Annotated in this window: 17 protein-coding genes; 2 read left to right on the forward strand and 15 right to left on the reverse strand. The window is 67.1% G+C overall.

Going from position 1 to position 14,740, the window contains the following annotated elements; translation table 11 throughout:
- Nucleotides 1–22: 22 nt before the first annotated feature.
- The 6 genes from ACN6PJ_RS09685 to ACN6PJ_RS09710 all read right to left on the reverse strand — a co-directional run bounded on the left by ACN6PJ_RS09685 (nt 23) and on the right by ACN6PJ_RS09710 (nt 6,847).
- Complete coding sequence (locus ACN6PJ_RS09685; protein WP_427995655.1) at nt 23–1,081, reverse strand: glycosyltransferase family 4 protein; 1,059 nt, start codon at nt 1,079–1,081, stop codon at nt 23–25.
- Nucleotides 1,078–2,400, reverse strand: coding sequence for a UDP-glucose dehydrogenase family protein (locus tag ACN6PJ_RS09690; protein ID WP_427995656.1), 1,323 nt, complete (start codon nt 2,398–2,400; stop codon nt 1,078–1,080). The genes ACN6PJ_RS09685 and ACN6PJ_RS09690 overlap by 4 nt, the downstream gene beginning before the upstream one ends.
- Nucleotides 2,401–2,571: 171 nt before the next feature.
- Entirely contained in the window at nt 2,572–3,960 is a 1,389-nt protein-coding gene (locus ACN6PJ_RS09695) for an MFS transporter (RefSeq protein WP_427995657.1), read from the reverse strand.
- A complete protein-coding gene (gene glmU / locus ACN6PJ_RS09700; RefSeq protein WP_427995658.1) occupies nt 3,957–5,330 on the reverse strand; it encodes a bifunctional UDP-N-acetylglucosamine diphosphorylase/glucosamine-1-phosphate N-acetyltransferase GlmU in 1,374 nt (457 codons plus the stop codon). The genes ACN6PJ_RS09695 and glmU overlap by 4 nt, the downstream gene beginning before the upstream one ends.
- Nucleotides 5,331–5,398: 68 nt before the next feature.
- Nucleotides 5,399–6,151: a PhaM family polyhydroxyalkanoate granule multifunctional regulatory protein gene (locus tag ACN6PJ_RS09705; protein WP_427995659.1), complete on the reverse strand. Its 753-nt coding sequence runs from the start codon at nt 6,149–6,151 to the stop codon at nt 5,399–5,401.
- Between the two features lie 42 nt (nt 6,152–6,193).
- On the reverse strand, nt 6,194–6,847 hold the full coding sequence (locus tag ACN6PJ_RS09710) for a glycine zipper 2TM domain-containing protein (RefSeq protein WP_427995660.1): 654 nt from the start codon (nt 6,845–6,847) through the stop codon (nt 6,194–6,196).
- Between the two features lie 130 nt (nt 6,848–6,977).
- Here ACN6PJ_RS09710 and ACN6PJ_RS09715 point away from each other — a divergent pair, with 130 nt between their 5' ends.
- On the forward strand, nt 6,978–7,199 hold the full coding sequence (locus tag ACN6PJ_RS09715; RefSeq protein ID WP_427995661.1) for a DUF3717 domain-containing protein: 222 nt from the start codon (nt 6,978–6,980) through the stop codon (nt 7,197–7,199).
- Nucleotides 7,200–7,205: 6 nt separating this feature from the next.
- On the opposite strand, the gene ACN6PJ_RS09720 is transcribed toward ACN6PJ_RS09715, so the two are convergent.
- From ACN6PJ_RS09720 to ACN6PJ_RS09740, 5 genes are all read right to left on the reverse strand, one after another.
- Nucleotides 7,206–7,811 (reverse strand): SCO family protein, encoded by a 606-nt coding sequence (locus ACN6PJ_RS09720; protein WP_427995662.1) that lies wholly within the window; start codon nt 7,809–7,811, stop codon nt 7,206–7,208.
- A 17-nt stretch (nt 7,812–7,828) separates the two neighbouring features.
- Entirely contained in the window at nt 7,829–8,722 is an 894-nt protein-coding gene (gene cyoE, locus ACN6PJ_RS09725; RefSeq protein ID WP_427995663.1) for a heme o synthase, read from the reverse strand.
- Between the two features lie 13 nt (nt 8,723–8,735).
- Nucleotides 8,736–9,770 carry a COX15/CtaA family protein gene (locus tag ACN6PJ_RS09730; RefSeq protein ID WP_427995664.1) on the reverse strand — a complete coding sequence of 345 codons (1,035 nt, stop codon included), beginning with the start codon at nt 9,768–9,770 and terminating at the stop codon, nt 8,736–8,738.
- Nucleotides 9,771–9,940: 170 nt separating this feature from the next.
- A complete protein-coding gene (locus ACN6PJ_RS09735) occupies nt 9,941–10,570 on the reverse strand; it encodes an SCO family protein (RefSeq protein ID WP_427995665.1) in 630 nt (209 codons plus the stop codon).
- A 40-nt stretch (nt 10,571–10,610) separates the two neighbouring features.
- Complete coding sequence (locus ACN6PJ_RS09740) at nt 10,611–11,429, reverse strand: SURF1 family protein (RefSeq protein ID WP_427995666.1); 819 nt, start codon at nt 11,427–11,429, stop codon at nt 10,611–10,613.
- Between the two features lie 36 nt (nt 11,430–11,465).
- On the opposite strand from ACN6PJ_RS09740, the gene ACN6PJ_RS09745 reads away from it, so the two are divergent.
- Nucleotides 11,466–11,666 carry a twin transmembrane helix small protein gene (locus tag ACN6PJ_RS09745; protein WP_006224570.1) on the forward strand — a complete coding sequence of 67 codons (201 nt, stop codon included), beginning with the start codon at nt 11,466–11,468 and terminating at the stop codon, nt 11,664–11,666.
- A gap of 130 nt (nt 11,667–11,796) precedes the next feature.
- Here the strand turns inward: ACN6PJ_RS09745 and ACN6PJ_RS09750 are convergent, their stop codons facing one another.
- The 4 genes from ACN6PJ_RS09750 to ctaD are packed head-to-tail and all read right to left on the reverse strand — an operon-like array spanning nt 11,797 to nt 14,707.
- Nucleotides 11,797–12,672, reverse strand: a complete 876-nt coding sequence (locus tag ACN6PJ_RS09750) for a cytochrome c oxidase subunit 3 (protein WP_427995667.1) — start codon at nt 12,670–12,672, stop codon at nt 11,797–11,799.
- 37 nt (nt 12,673–12,709) lie between these two features.
- Complete coding sequence (locus ACN6PJ_RS09755) at nt 12,710–12,934, reverse strand: DUF2970 domain-containing protein (protein ID WP_427995668.1); 225 nt, start codon at nt 12,932–12,934, stop codon at nt 12,710–12,712.
- A gap of 9 nt (nt 12,935–12,943) precedes the next feature.
- Entirely contained in the window at nt 12,944–13,069 is a 126-nt protein-coding gene (locus tag ACN6PJ_RS09760; RefSeq protein WP_042795689.1) for a cytochrome oxidase small assembly protein, read from the reverse strand.
- Nucleotides 13,070–13,099: 30 nt separating this feature from the next.
- Nucleotides 13,100–14,707, reverse strand: coding sequence for a cytochrome c oxidase subunit I (ctaD, locus tag ACN6PJ_RS09765; RefSeq protein ID WP_129529274.1), 1,608 nt, complete (start codon nt 14,705–14,707; stop codon nt 13,100–13,102).
- Between the last annotated feature and the right edge of the window lie 33 nt (nt 14,708–14,740).

A 14,740-nucleotide genomic window follows, 5' to 3' on the forward strand; every position in this document is an offset into this window, starting at 1 on the left:
GCGCCGGCGCAAGCTCCCGGGTTCAGCGCCGGGCGAGCAGGCGCTCGAACTGCGCCAGATAGCGGTTGCCCATTTTCTGCACGTCGTGCTCGTTGCGGACGTACTCATAGGCGCGCTCGGTGACTTCCTGGCGGAACGCCGCGTCGTCCAGGCAACGCGCCATGCCTTGCGCCATGGCCTGGAAATCGCCCACCGCGCACAGCACGCCGCGCCCGTCGGCCAGGCTTTCCTTGAGCCCGCCGGCATCGGTGGACACTACCGGCACGCGTTGCAGGAAGGCATCCAGCACGCTGCTGCCCAGGGCCTCTTCCTCGGAACTCATGACGAACACGTCGAGAACGCTGTAGAAATCTTCGACGCCCTTGCGGAAGCCGGCAAACCGGTAGACGTCCTCGATGCCGAGCCTGCGCGCCTCGTCCCTGGCCTGCGCTTCGCGGTCGCCGCCCGCGCCAAAGTGCAGGAACACGAAGTCGCGACGCGTCCTGGCCAGTTCGCCGACGGCGCGCACCAGCGTCACCGGGTCCTTGTCGCGGATCAGCGCGGCGGAGGTGGCCATGACTTTTTTGCCGGCCAGGCCGAATTCACGGACCAGATTGGCGACGTTCTCGGCGTTGATCTCGTGCGGCTCGACCGCGCTGCGGATGATGACGGGTTCGATACCCAGGCGGCGCGGCTCGCCGGCCGCCATCTCGCTGATCGCCACGAACAGGTCCGCGTGGCGCCACTTGAAGCCGGTCTTCCATTCGTCGCCCGGCTTCACGACGAAGGAGGTGCGGCGCGAGAAGACCACCGGCCGGCGGTGCAGCCATTTGGTCAGGACCGCCCACGTGATGGTGTTGGCGGTCTGCGCGTGAACGATGTCGTAGCGGCTGGCGCCGGCCAGGAAGGCCAGCTGCCCGGGCACATTGCGGCAGGTATGGGCCACGAAGCCCTCCTGGCGGGCGCGCTCGGCCAGCGGCGCTCCTTCGCGGCACATCACTTCGACGTCGTGGCCGGCCTTGCGGAACGCGCGCATGCAGTAGAGGGTCTGCCGTTCGCCCCCGCGCCAGCCTTTCTCGAAGTTCAGTTGCAGGATCTTCATGCGCGCCCGATGCCCGAATACTCGAAGCCCAGGGCGCGCACGTCGGCCGGCGTGTAGAGATTGCGGCCGTCGATGATCAGCGGCGTCTTGAGCAGGGCTTTGACGCGGTCGAAGTCGGGCGCGCGGAACACCTTCCACTCGGTTGCGATCAAGAGCGCATCCGCGCCGTCCAGCGCGTCGTACATGTCGGCGGCGAAGCTGATGCCGGGCTTGCCGGCCAGCACGCGGCCGGCCTCGTGCATGGCGACGGGGTCATAGGCGCGCACCTCTGCGCCGCGGCGCGTCAGCTCGGAGATGGCCGTCAGGCTGGGCGCTTCGCGCATATCGTCCGTGTTGGGCTTGAAGGACAGGCCCCACAGGGCGACCTTGCGGCCGTGCAGGTCTTCGCCGAAGCGCTCGACCAGTTTTTCGGACAGGCGGAATTTCTGGGCGTGGTTGGCGGCTTCCGCGGCTTCGATGACGCGCATCGGCAGGGAATTCTCCGCCGCGGTGTTGACCAGCGCCTGCACGTCCTTGGGGAAGCAGGAGCCGCCGTAACCCGCGCCGGGATACAGGAAGTGGTATCCGATGCGCGGATCGGCGCCGATGCCGCGGCGCACCTGCTCGATGTCCGCGCCCAGCGCCTCGGCCAGGTTCGCCATTTCGTTCATGAACGAAATGCGCGTGGCCAGCATGGCGTTGGCGGCGTATTTGGTCAGTTCGGCCGAGCGCACGTCCATCACCATCAGGCGGTCATGCGTGCGCTGGAAGGGTTCGTAGATGCGGCGCATGACACCGATGGTGTATTCGTCGTCGGCGCCGACCACGACCCGGTCCGGGCTCATGAAATCGTTGATCGCGGCCCCTTCCTTCAGAAACTCGGGGTTGGACGCCACGCTGAACGGAATCTCCACGCCCCGCTCGGCCAGTTCGCGAGCGACGACCTCGCGCACCTTGTCGGCCGTGCCCACCGGTACGGTGGACTTGTCCACGATCAGCTTGCGCGCCGTCATGTGGCGAGCGATGTTCCGGGCGGCGGCCAGCACGTACTTCAGGTCGGCGGAGCCATCTTCGCCGGGCGGGGTGCCCACGGCGATGAACTGCACGTCGCCGAAGGCGACGCTTTGCGCGATATCGTCGGTGAAATGCAGGCGGCCGGCCTGCACGTTGCGCCGCACCAGGTCTTCCAGGCCGGGCTCGTAGATGGGGATGCCCCCCTGGCGCAACAGGGCGATCTTCGCCGCGTCCACGTCCAGGCACATGACGTCGTTGCCCATGTCGGCCAGGCATGCCCCCGACACCAACCCCACGTAACCGGTACCCACGACCGTGATCTTCATGCCTGAACGCCTCAAAAATTGGTAAGCCTTGCCCCCGGTATCCAGAACCGGGCGCCGGCCGCCATTATAGAAGCGGCCGGAGGCCGGAACCGGCGCCGGGCTGTCCGGCCCCGCCCCGAGAGCCCGCCTCGGGCCGAAGCGCGGTTTCCAGGCCCGCCGGGCGCGCGGCCGCTAGGGCTTCAGCTTGGTGAAGCGGACGGTGTTGACCACCACGGCCAGGGCAGCGCAAACCGTCCCCAGGACCAGGGCCAGGCCAGGGCCGTGGGCCACGCTGAGACTGAACGCGATGGCGACCAGCGCCGTGCCGAAACTCTGGCCGAACACACGGGTCGTGGCCTGCAGGCCGCCCGCCGCGCCGCTGCGCGAACGGGGCGCGGCCGACAACAGGGCCCGGTTGTTCGGCGTCTGGAAGAACCCGAACCCCGTGCCCGCCACGAACATGCCCGCGAGGACGGGCCAGTTGGACACCGAGGCCGGCAGCGCCGCCAGCCACAGCATGCCGGCCACCATCGTGGCCGCCCCGGCCCCGCTCAGGGTTGCGGCCGAATAGCGGTCGGACAGCCTTCCCGCCAGCGGGGCGATGATCGCGGTGCCCACGGGCCAGGCGCCCATCAGCATGCCCACCTCGAGATAGGGCCGGCCGAGGACCTGCTGGAAGTAGAACGGCAGGGACACATAGGACGCCATCTGCGCGGCGAACGTGCAGGCCGAGGCGCCCACGGCGAAGGCCAGCGGACGGATGCGCAACAGGTCGACGGGCACCAGCGGCATCGGCTGCCGGCTGGCCCGGCGCACAAGCACCAGGCCGACCATCGTCGCGATCGCGACCAGGCCGATGCCGCGCAGCAGGTCCATGCCCATCATGTCCACGCCGGAGATGAACACGCCCAGGGTGATCATGCACAGCAGGGCGCTGATCCAATCGAGCTTCACGTTGTTGCGCGGCACCTCCGGCAGGTGGCGCAGGCCCAGCATCGCCAGCATGCAGATGGGAAGGTTGACCGCGAAGATCCAGGGCCAGGGCGCCACCGACAGGATGGCGGACCCGATGGTCGGCCCCAGCACCGACATGACGGCCACCGTGGTGGCGTTGATGCTGATCCCGCGGCCCAGCAGTTTCAGCGGGTAGATATTGCGCACCAGCCCGCCGAACATGCACATCAGCGTGGCGGCGCCGATGCCCTGGAACACCCGCGCCGCCGTCAGCTGCCAGAGCGTGGCGGCCAGGGCGCACCCCAGCGAAGCCAGCGTGAACAGCATCAGACCGAAGGTGAACATGCGGCGAAAGCCGATGCGTTCCGCCAGCGCGGACAGCGGCAGCAGCATCGTCACCACCGCCAGGTTGTAGGCGTTGACGATCCAGACCGCCTGGGCCGGCGAAGCGTTGAGGTCGACCGCGATGGTGGGCAGCGCGACGTTGGCGATGGTGGTGTCCAGCACCGACAGGCTGATGCCCGTCATCACGGTTGCCGCCGCCCAATAGCGCCGGGGCGTCGGCAGGCCGTCGGGCGGGGCGGGCTTGGGCGTCCCGCCTGGGGCCGGGTCTTTCTCGACGGTCACGATTTCTTGACCGGGCGTTGCCAACCCTCGACGGTGAGTTGCTTGGGGCGCGATACGGTCAGCTTCTCGGCGGGCGCGTCCCGGGTCAGGGTGGTGCCGGCGCCCAGCGTGGCGCCGCGGCCCACGCGCACCGGCGCGACCAGCTGCGTGTCGGAACCGATGAAGGCATCGTCCTCGATGACGGTGCGGTGCTTGTTCACGCCGTCGTAGTTGCAGGTGATGGTGCCCGCCCCCACGTTCACGCGCGCGCCGATGTCGGCATCGCCGATGTAGGCCAGATGATTGGCCTTGCTGTCCTCGCCCAGCACGCTCTTCTTGATCTCGACGAAGTTGCCCACATGGCTGCGGTCGCCGAGCTCGGCGCCCGGACGCAGCCGCGCATACGGACCCACGCGCGCGTCGCGCCCGACCTGGGCCTGCTGCAGATGGCTGAATGCCTCGATGTGAGTGCCCGGGCCGACGCTGACGTCGCGCAACACGCAATGCGGGCCCACGCGCACCCCGTCGGCCAGCGTCACCTTGCCTTCGAACACGCAACCCACGTCGATGAAGACGTCGCGTCCGCAGGTGAGCGAACCGCGCACATCGAAGCGCGCCGGGTCGGCCAGCGTCACGCCGGCTTCCAGCTGGCGACGGGCCTGCTCGCTCTGCCAGCGGCGCTCCAGTTCGGCCTGCTGCACGCGGCTGTTCACGCCCAGCGTTTCCCAATTGGCGCCGGGCTGCGCCGCGCCCACCGGCACGCCGTCGGCCACGGCGAGGCCGACGGTGTCGGTCAGGTAGTACTCGCCCTGGGCGTTGTTGTTGTCGATGCGGGACAGCCAGTCCTTCAGCTTCGCCGTGGGCGCGCTGAGGATGCCGGTGTTCACTTCCTTGATGCCGCGCTCGGCGTCCGAGGCGTCCTTGTGTTCGACGATGCGGCAGACGTTGCCGCGCTCGTCGCGCACGATGCGGCCGTAACCGGTGGAATCGTCCAGCACCTCGGTCAGCACGGCGGCGCCGGCGCCGCGGGCCTCCAGCAGGCGCTTGAGCGTTTCGGGCTGCACCAGCGGCACGTCGCCATACAGCACCAGCGTCACGTCATCCTTGCCATCGCCCTCCAGCAGCAGCGGCACGGCCTGCTGCACCGCGTGGCCCGTGCCGTGCTGGGGCTGCTGCAGCGCGAAGTGCAGGTCGGCCTGGCCCTCGAATGCCTGCTTGACGCGGTCCGCGCCGTGCCCCACGACGACGATGATGCGCGCCGGATCGAGTTGGCGCGCGCTGTCCAGCACATGGGACAGCATGGGTTTGCCCGCGAGCGTGTGCAGCACTTTGGGAAGGTCGGACTGCATGCGTTTACCCAGTCCGGCGGCAAGAATCACTACGTTAAGCATAAGTTCCACAATGTTGAAGACGGCCCGGCGGCCTCGCGGCCGTCAGGGCATCGATTGAAAGAGGAGGGCTAGCTCGCGGCCGGCCCCGTTTTCTTGGCGGTCTTGGCGGCGCTTCGGGTAGCGGCGGGCTTGCGGGCCGCCGGCTTGGAGGCCCCCGCCTGCGCCGCGGGCTTGGAATCGTCCGCCTTTGCCTTGGCCGCGGCGGCGCCGGGCGCGGCCGGCATGGAAGCGGCCGTGGCGGCGGCGATCTGGTTGAACTGCTGCTGCAGCAGGTCCCACCATGCCTTGGATGCGGATTGCGCCGCGGCGCCCATCTGCTCGCTCATCCCAGGGGCGGCCGAGGGCTGCTCGTCCGCCGCGCCGCCCGCCTCCCGACCCTTGGCGTTGCCATTTTCCGCCGCCTTGGGAGCGGCCGCCGCGGGCTTTGGCGCGGGCTTCAGCCCCAGCACGACTTCCAGCGGCGAGGCCGCCCCGCTTTCGCGCACGGCGGCCATGTCCATATTGGCCGCGCTGTCCACGAATGCGCGCAGCGTGCTGATGGTGGAGCGCTGCACTTCCATGCCCTGGATGGTGCTGGACAGCATGCTCAGGTTCATGCGCAGCCAGTTTTCCACCGACCGCAGTTCGGCGATGCGGCGGTCCAGGTCTTCCAGGTTCATCGGGGGAGCCATGGGCAGGCTGCTGGCCAGGCCTCCCGGCCCGGTCAGCCCCGCCCAGGCCTGGCGCATCATTTCCATGCTGGCCAGGAGCGGGTTGCCCGACAGGTCGGAATGCTGACCCATGCCGGGTAGGACGAACGGGTTCGATTGTTGGTCGCTCATTCCTGGTCTCCCCAAAACAGATAATTGCCTGCCGCGCCGGGCCTACCCCGGCAGCAGCTGGTTGTTCTCCACGCGCACGTGGTCGCCGGATGCAAACGCGAACGGTTGCGCGCTACGGAACTGGCGCGCGCTGCCGTCGCTCATGCGCACGGTGAGCTCATAGTGCGTCACCGTTTGTTGCTGTCTGATATTACGCTCAACTTCACGGCCTGCCAAAGCGCCGCCGACGGCGCCCAGCACCGTCAGGGCGGTCTTGCCGCTGCCGCCGCCGAACTGGTTGCCCACGACGCCGCCCGCCACGCCGCCGGCAATGGTGCCGACCAGATGATCGCTGTTGTCCTTCACTGGCACCTGGACCTGGCGGATGGATTCGACGACGCCGCAGGTGGCGCAAGCCTGCTTTGCCGGCGCCGGGGCGGGCGCCGGAGCGGGACGAGACGCCTGCGGGGGCTCGGAGCGGGCCTGCTGGGCAGGGGCGCCCTGGGCAGGTTGCGCGGGCACGGGCGCCAGGTTGGCGCCTTCCGGGCCCGCCTCGGCCACGGGCTCATCGGCATGCGGATTGGCGGAAGGAGTGGGCAGCCATCCCAGCACGGCGGCCACGCCCACCGAGCACATGACGATGACGGCGACCGCGGCGGCCGCGACCAGCGGATGCAGGGCGCGCCGCGGGGCTTCGGTTCGGGTAGGGGTACTCATAACGATGCTCCATCGTAACTAACCGGCAGTGGTATAGCACCCGCCCGCGGTTTCGGCATGTTGCGATGGTGACGCTTCTTTGCTGGCGGGGCCCGGTGGACAGCGGTGGCCAATCGTGGACAATAGGCGCATGGATTCCGTCACCCTGCCCCTGCTCGAACAGGCGATCAACTACTGGCGCAATGTCTCGCCGTCCGTGGGCGACGAATGCCGCCTGTGCCCCGAGGCGGCCGCGCTGGCGACCCCGTACGCGCTCATGATCATGGCGCATCGCCGCGAGATTCCCGCCACGGAACTCGGCGACAAGGCGCGCGCCGCGCTGGACGGCTGGGCCGCCGCAGCGGGCAGATAGCGCCCCTTATTGCTTCAGCAGGGCCTGGATGTCGTGCGTCAGCGCATCGACGCCGATATTGTTGTTGGCCAGCACGCGCGATTCGCCCTTGCCGTCGAGCAGGTAGAAGGCGGCCGTGTGATCCATGGTGTAGCTGCCGTCCTTGGTGGGCGCCTTGGCGTAATAGGCCTTGAACGACGCGGCGGCCTTCTTGACCTGGTCCGGCGTGCCCGTCAAACCCAGGAAACGCGGGTCGAAGGCGGTAACGTATTGTTTGAGAACCTCGGGCGTGTCGCGCTCGGGATCCACCGTGATCAGCAGCACCTGCACGCGGTCGGCGTCCGGCCCCAGCTTCTTCATGACCTCGGTCAGTTCGGCCAGCGACGTGGGGCACACGTCCGGGCACTGCGTGAAACCGAAGAACACCACCACCACCTTGCCGGCGAAGTCGGACAATTGGCGCGTCTTGCCGTTGTAGTCGGACAGTTCCATGCCGCGGCCCAGCTGGGTTCCGCTGATATCGCTGCCCTTGAACACCGGCGCGCTCTCGCCGCAGGCAGCCAGGGCGGCGGTCAAGGCGGCGGCGGCGCCCAAGCGCAAGGCCAGCCTGCGGCGGGTGGAAAACACGGACATCGACAACCTCCAGGACATCAGCGCAACAGGCCGACCCAGTGGTCCGCCAGCAGGGCGCCGAAGAGCAGCGCCAGGTAAAGAATCGAAAACCGGAACATGCTGCGCGCCAGTTCGTCGCTGTAGGCGCGGTACAGCCGCCATGCGTACGAAACGAACATGCCGCCCAGCACCAGCGCGGACGCCAGATAGAGTTCGCCGCTCATGCGGATGGCATAGGGCAGCAGCGTGGTGGCGACCAGCGCCACGCTGTAGAGCAGGATGTGCAGGCGCGTGAACTGGTTGCCGTGCGTCACGGGCAGCATGGGCAGCCCGGCCTTGGCGTAGTCGTGATTGCGATACAGCGCCAGCGCCCAGAAATGCGGCGGCGTCCAGATGAAGATGATCAGGACCAGGACCCAGGCTTCGGCCGGCACCGAGTCCGCCACCGTAGCCCAGCCCAGCGCCGGCGGCATGGCGCCGGACAGGCCGCCGATGACGATGTTCTGCGGCGTACGGGGTTTGAGGATGACCGTATAGATGACCGCATAGCCCACGAAGGTGGCGAAGGTCAGCCACATCGTCAGGGGATTGACCAGGTGGTAGAGCACGAACATGCCCGCTCCGCCCAGCAGCCCCGAGAGGGTCAGCACCTGGAAGGCCGAGATCGTGCCGCGCGCCGTGGCGCGGCGCGCGGTGCGCAGCATGCGCGCGTCCACTTCCTGCTCGATCAGGCAATTGATGGCGAAGGCGGCCGCCGCCAGCAGCCAAATGCCGATGGTGCCGAACACCACCCGCCGCATGTCCGGCATCCCGGGCGCGGCCAGGAACATGCCGATCACGGCGCAAAACACCGCCAATTGCGTCACGCGCGGCTTGGTGAGGACGAAATACTGGCGGAGCAATCCGGTTTGGGGAGCGGCAATACTGGTCATAATGAGCCCTATTTTAAACGCGCACCGAATTGGGGCCGTATTCACCCGCGGGCGAACGCCGTGCCGTGGACAAACGCACCATCAAGACCACCGCGGCCAGCGTCAGGCCGGCGGCGCCTCCATTGTGCAACACCGCGATCAGCAGCGGCCACTGGAAGAAGATCGTCGTCAGGCCGGTCACGAGCTGCGCCGCCAGGAGCGCCAGCATCAGCGTGGCGGGGCCGCGCAGCCCGGGCTCGGCCCGTAGCCGCCAGGCCAGCGTGCCCAGGTACAGGAACACGACGAACGCGAAATTGCGGTGCACCCAATGGATCGCCGTGAGCGCGGGCTGGGAAATCATCTCGCCCGAGGGCAGCTCGCCCAGGCCGCGGATGATCGAGTACCCGCCGTGGAAGTCCATTTCGGGCACCCACTGGCCGTGGCACATGGGAAAGTCCATGCAGGCCAGCGCGGCATAGTTGGTGCTGACCCAGCCTCCGAGGGTGACCTGCACCAGCAGCAGCCCGAAGCCCACGGCCACCCATGGTTTCCAGCGCGCGGCCGCCTCGGGCACGGGCAGATGCGGACGCTCGCGCGCGGACAGCCAGGTCATCAGTGCGAGCACGGACAGGCCGAACACCAGGTGCGCGGTCACGACGGCGGGCATGAGCCTGTGCGTCACGGTCCAGGCGCCGAACGCACCCTGCACGCAAACGGCCACCAGCGTGGTCACGGCCAGGGCCGGCGAGCGGCCCAGTTCACGGCGATAGCGCCACGCCATGTACACGATGCCGATGATCAGCATGCCCAGAATGGAGCCGACATAGCGGTGGATCATTTCGATCCAGGCCTTGGAAAGCGTAACGGGGCCGAAAGGCATGGCCTGGGACGCTTCGTGGATATCCCCCATGGCGCCCAGCGGCGTCACGCTGCCGTAGCAGCCCGGCCAGTCTGGACACCCCAGGCCGGAATCCGTCAAGCGCACGAATGCGCCGAACATGATCAGGTCCAGCGTCAGGAACCAGGTGAAGAAAACCAGTTTGCGATACCGCGCTTTGATACGTTCCATTTCCATAAACCATTACTGTGTCGCGCCGCGCCTTCCCCGCGACACGTAAAACCGCCAGCCCCCCGCCGCTGACAAGCCATCCCGCTATTTCCTTCGCAACATGCCCCCCGCATGCACACGTCATCCGCAATCGGGGCCGCGCAGATCCGGCGCCGCAGGCGCTCCGGGGATCACCCAATCCTGGAGTTGTAGACCAGCTTGCTGATGTCCTTGCGCACCTTCACCCCATCGGCCTCGGCAGGGTACTGCATCATGAGGTTGCCCAGGGGATCGATCACCCAGATCGGATCCTGCAGGCCGGGCTGCCCGGCCGCGGTATCGCGCGCCATCAGGAAGCGCGCCAGCTGGTCCGGGTTTGCGCGCACCATGACCGTGCCCTTGTAGGCCTCCAGCACCTTGTCCGGCACCGGCGCATCGTCCGTGATGAACCAGACACGGGCCAGCCGGTCCACGTTCTTGCCCTGGCTGGCGTGGCTATTGCGGGTGATGAAGAGCTTGCGGGCGCAGCTTTCCGGGCAGGCCCCGCCGTCGGCGGCGACCAGCAGCCACTTGCCTTTCAGGCTCTGCAGGTCGAAGGGCTTGCCGTCCAGCGTGGTCAGCTGGAGATCGGCGGCCGCGGGCATGGGCCGCTGCGGGCTCACCAGCGCGCCATAGTTGCTGGATTCGTCGGGCCACCACTGCGGGTTCATGTAGACCACCACGGCGGCGACGATGGGCGCCAGCGTGCACAGAAACACCAGCAGCATGGGCATCAGGGAACGCTTGCCGGCGGGCCGGGTAGGAGAAATGTCGCGAGCCACTTTGTATCCTGTTGTCTTGCGGTTGATGATGGGCGCCGGCTCAGGCCTGGGGCCCGCCGGACTCGCGGCGCCGCATGCGCCGGACGGCGCCCCCCAGCACCACCAGCCACGCCACGGCCGCGATCGAGGCGAAAGCGAACCACTGTACGGCATACGAGGTGTTCTGCTGGAAGTCCACGGACGGCTGCGGCCAATCGCGCACCAGCCCGTCGTCCGCGCCGCCGTCCGATTGCAGCAGCACGGTGGGCAGCAGGGCAAGCCCGGTGGCCTTGGCATAGGCATCCAGCGGCAGGTTCTGCACCTGCGGCACGCCGCCAGCAGCCGGCAGCGTGGCCGGCAGGACGGATTGGTCCGCTCCGCCGAGCGACCAGAGCTCGAATAGCCGCGGCACCCGCGGCGAAAGCTCTCCGCTCACGGTCTGCGTGCCCTCGGGCGTGCCCGGCAAGGACGGCTGCGCAGGCCCCGGGCCCGGGGCTTGCCCCGACGCCGGCAGGGCCCGCGGCAGCCAGCCTCGCAGCACCAGCACGGCACGCTTCGCGTCGGCGTCCAGCAACAAGGGCATGGCCAGCCAGTAGCCGGGCCTGCCCTCATGGTTGCGGTTGTCCAGCAGTACACTGAATTGCGGCTGCCACACGCCCGTGGCCTGCGCGGCCCGCCATGCGGTCATGCCCGCGGGATCGGTGTCGGGCGTCAATTTCAGCGGCGCTTGCTTGCGGCCCGCCTCGATAGCGGCCAGAATGGCGCGTCGCTCGTCGCCGCGGCGCAATTGCCATTGCCCCAGCGACGCCAGGATGATCACGGCGACGCCAAGCAGCAGCAGGGCGGCTACCGTGTAGCGGGTTGAATGCGGTCGGGCCATCTTTCTTCAATAACTCTGATTTGTCCGGAGACCAACATGCGCGTTTTTGTCGTCCTGGCCTTTATCGGTATTCTGGCCAGCCTGGCATCCGCCCTGGTCTACCTGATGCGAGACAAGGGCACCACCAGCCGCACAGTCAACGCGCTGACGGTACGCATCGGACTATCGGTGGCCCTGTTTCTGTTCGTGCTGTTCGCCCACCACATGGGCTGGATCGAGAGCACAGGCCTTAGATAGGCATCCGGGACACGGGTTCCCGCCATACTCGGCGGGAATGTAAAAGCGCGATGGACGCCGGGCTTGGCGCCCAGCCTCCTATCGCGCTTTGCTCTCCGCGCAAGCGGGTGCGGGGAGAGCGCCTTCCACCTCAGAACCAGTACACGAACAGGTACAGGCCCAGCCACACCACGTCCACGAAGTGCCAGTACCAGGCGGCGCCTTCGAAGCCGAAGTGGTGATCGGCCGTAAAATGCCCGCGGATCAGGCGGATCAGGATGACCGTCAGCATGGTGGCGCCCAGCAGCACGTGGAAGCCGTGGAAGCCGGTCAGCATGTAGAACAGCGAGCCGTAAGCGCCCGAATTGAACTTCAGGTTCAGTTCGGTGTAGGCGTGGTGGTATTCGTATGCCTGGCAGGCCACGAAGACGAAGCCCAGGACAACCGTGGCCAGCAGCCAGAAGATGGTCTTGCCGCGATGGTTTTCACGCAGCGCGTGGTGGGCGATGGTGAGGGTGACGCCGGAGCTCAGCAGCAGCGCGGTGTTGATCGTCGGCAGCCAGAAGGGGCCGACGGTCTGGAAGTGCTCGACCACGCCCGCGGGCCCGAAGTTGGGCCACACGGCCTGGAAGTCGGGCCACAGCATCAGCCGGTGGTCCATGTCGCCCAGCCACGGCGTGGTGACGGTGCGCGTGTACCAGAGGGCGCCGAAGAATGCCGCGAAGAACATGACTTCGGAGAAGATGAACCAGCTCATGCCCCAGCGGTAGGAGCCGTCGATGCGCTTGCTGTTCAGGCCGGCCTCGGATTCCTGGATGGCGTCGCCGAACCAGAAGTACAGCACCACGATCAAGCCGATGAAGCCCGCCAGCAGGGACCACTTGGCCCAGCTGACGCCGTTGATCCAGCCGGCGGCGCCCAGGCCCATGAACAGCAACGCCACAGCCGTACGCACGGGATGACCCGAGTCGGCGGGCACAAAGTAGTACGGTGCCTCTTTACCTTGAACCGAGTGGCTTGCACTCATGGCTTTCTCCCTGGTACAGATTTATAGATTAAGTGATTCAAGTCAGGCTGGAAACGGCCCAACGCACAATTAATACCAGCACAGTAACGAAGAGCGCCGCTGCCAGCAGCCCGGCCACGATCACGTGGACCGGATTCAGCTTGGCGATGTCTTCCCGGTGGCCCGCTCCCTTGCGGACGCCGAAAAACCCCCATGCCACCGCTTTCATCGTCTGAAGAAAGCTCAGCTTGCGCTGGGAGGTCTGGCGCAGGTCGTCGCTCATGGCCGCCGCCTAGTTGACGGCAACGCCGGACAGCAACGCCGATCCGCGCAGCACGGTCCAGGCGAACACGGCGATGACGAAAGCCAGAAGGACCAGTCCTGCGATCTTGTTGCGGCGGCGCTGCTCGGGTGTCATTGCTGTGCTACCTGGATCATGAAAGCGTGTTTACTTCACTTCGGGCGGAGTTTCGAAGGTATGGAAGGGAGCCGGCGACGGCACCGTCCATTCCAGGCCCTCGGCGCCTTCCCACGGCTTGGCCGAGGCCGGCTCGCCCTTGCCCGCGTAGCAGCGCAGCATCGCCCACAGGAAGATCAGCTGCGACAGGCCGAACCAGAACGCGCCGATGGTGGCCATCTGGTGGAAGGTCGTGAACTGCCCGGCGTAGTCGGCGTAGCGGCGCGGCATGCCGGCCAGGCCCAGGAAGTGCATCGGGAAAAAGGTCACGTTGAACGAAATCAGCGTGGACCAGAAGTGCAGCTTGCCCAGCTTTTCGCTGTACATGCGGCCCGTCCACTTGGGCACCCAGTAGTAGGCGCCGGCGAACAGGGCGAACAGGGAGCCCGCCACCAGCACGTAGTGGAAGTGGGCGACCACGTAGTACGTGTCGTGTACCTGGATGTCGATGGGCGCCACCGACAGGATCAGCCCGGTGAAGCCGCCCATGGTGAACACGAAGATGAAGCCGATCGAGAACAGCATCGGGGTTTCGAACGTCATGGAGCCGCGCCACATGGTGGCGACCCAGTTGAACACCTTCACCCCGGTGGGGATGGAGATGAGCATGGTGGCGTACATGAAGTAGAGCTGGCCCGTCACCGGCATGCCCGTCGTGAACATGTGGTGCGCCCACACGATGAAGGACAGCACGGCGATGGAAGCGGTGGCATAGACCATGGAGGCGTAGCCGAACAGCTTCTTGCGGGCGAAGGCGGGAACGATGGCCGACACGATGCCGAAAGCCGGCAGGATCATGATGTAGACCTCGGGGTGCCCGAAGAACCAGAACACGTGCTGGTACAGGACCGGATCGCCGCCCGCGGCGGCATTGAAGAAGCCCGTGCCGAAATGGCGGTCGGTCAGCACCATGGTGATGGCGGCGGCCAGCACCGGCATCACGGCCAGCAGCAGGAAGGCGGTGATCAGCCAGGTCCAGCAGAACAGCGGCATCTTCATCAGCGTCAGGCCGGGCGCGCGCATGTTCAGCACGGTCACGATGATGTTGATCGCGCCCATGATGGAAGACGCGCCCATGATGTGCAGCGCGAAGATCGCCAGGTCCATGCCGGGGCCCATCTGCAGCGACAGCGGCGCGTACAGGGTCCAGCCGGCGGCGGTGGCGCCGCCGGGCACGAAGAACGACACCGTCAGCATGATGGCGGCCACGGGCAGCAGCCAGAAGCTGAAGTTGTTCATGCGCGCGAAGGCCATGTCGGACGCGCCGATCTGCATCGGGATCATCCAGTTCGCGAAGCCCACGAATGCCGGCATGACCGCGCCGAACACCATCACCAGGCCGTGCATGGTGGTGAACTGGTTGAAAAGCTCGGGGCGGAAGAACTGCAGGCCCGGCTCGAACAGCTCGGTGCGCAGCAGCAAGGCCAGCGTGCCGCCCTCCAGCAGCATGACGAACGAGAAGATGAGGTACATCGTCCCGATGTCTTTGTGGTTCGTGGCAAAAAGCCAGCGGCGCCAGCCGGTGGGGATGGCGTGGTGGTGGTCATCGTGACCGTGGCCGTGGCCCGGCGACACGTGGTCTACAGTGACGCTGCTCATGATGGACTCCTTCCTGCTGAGTGCCGGCCCCGA

It is taken from the genome of Achromobacter sp. (assembly GCF_050285585.1).
GTDB lineage: Bacteria > Pseudomonadota > Gammaproteobacteria > Burkholderiales > Burkholderiaceae_B > Achromobacter.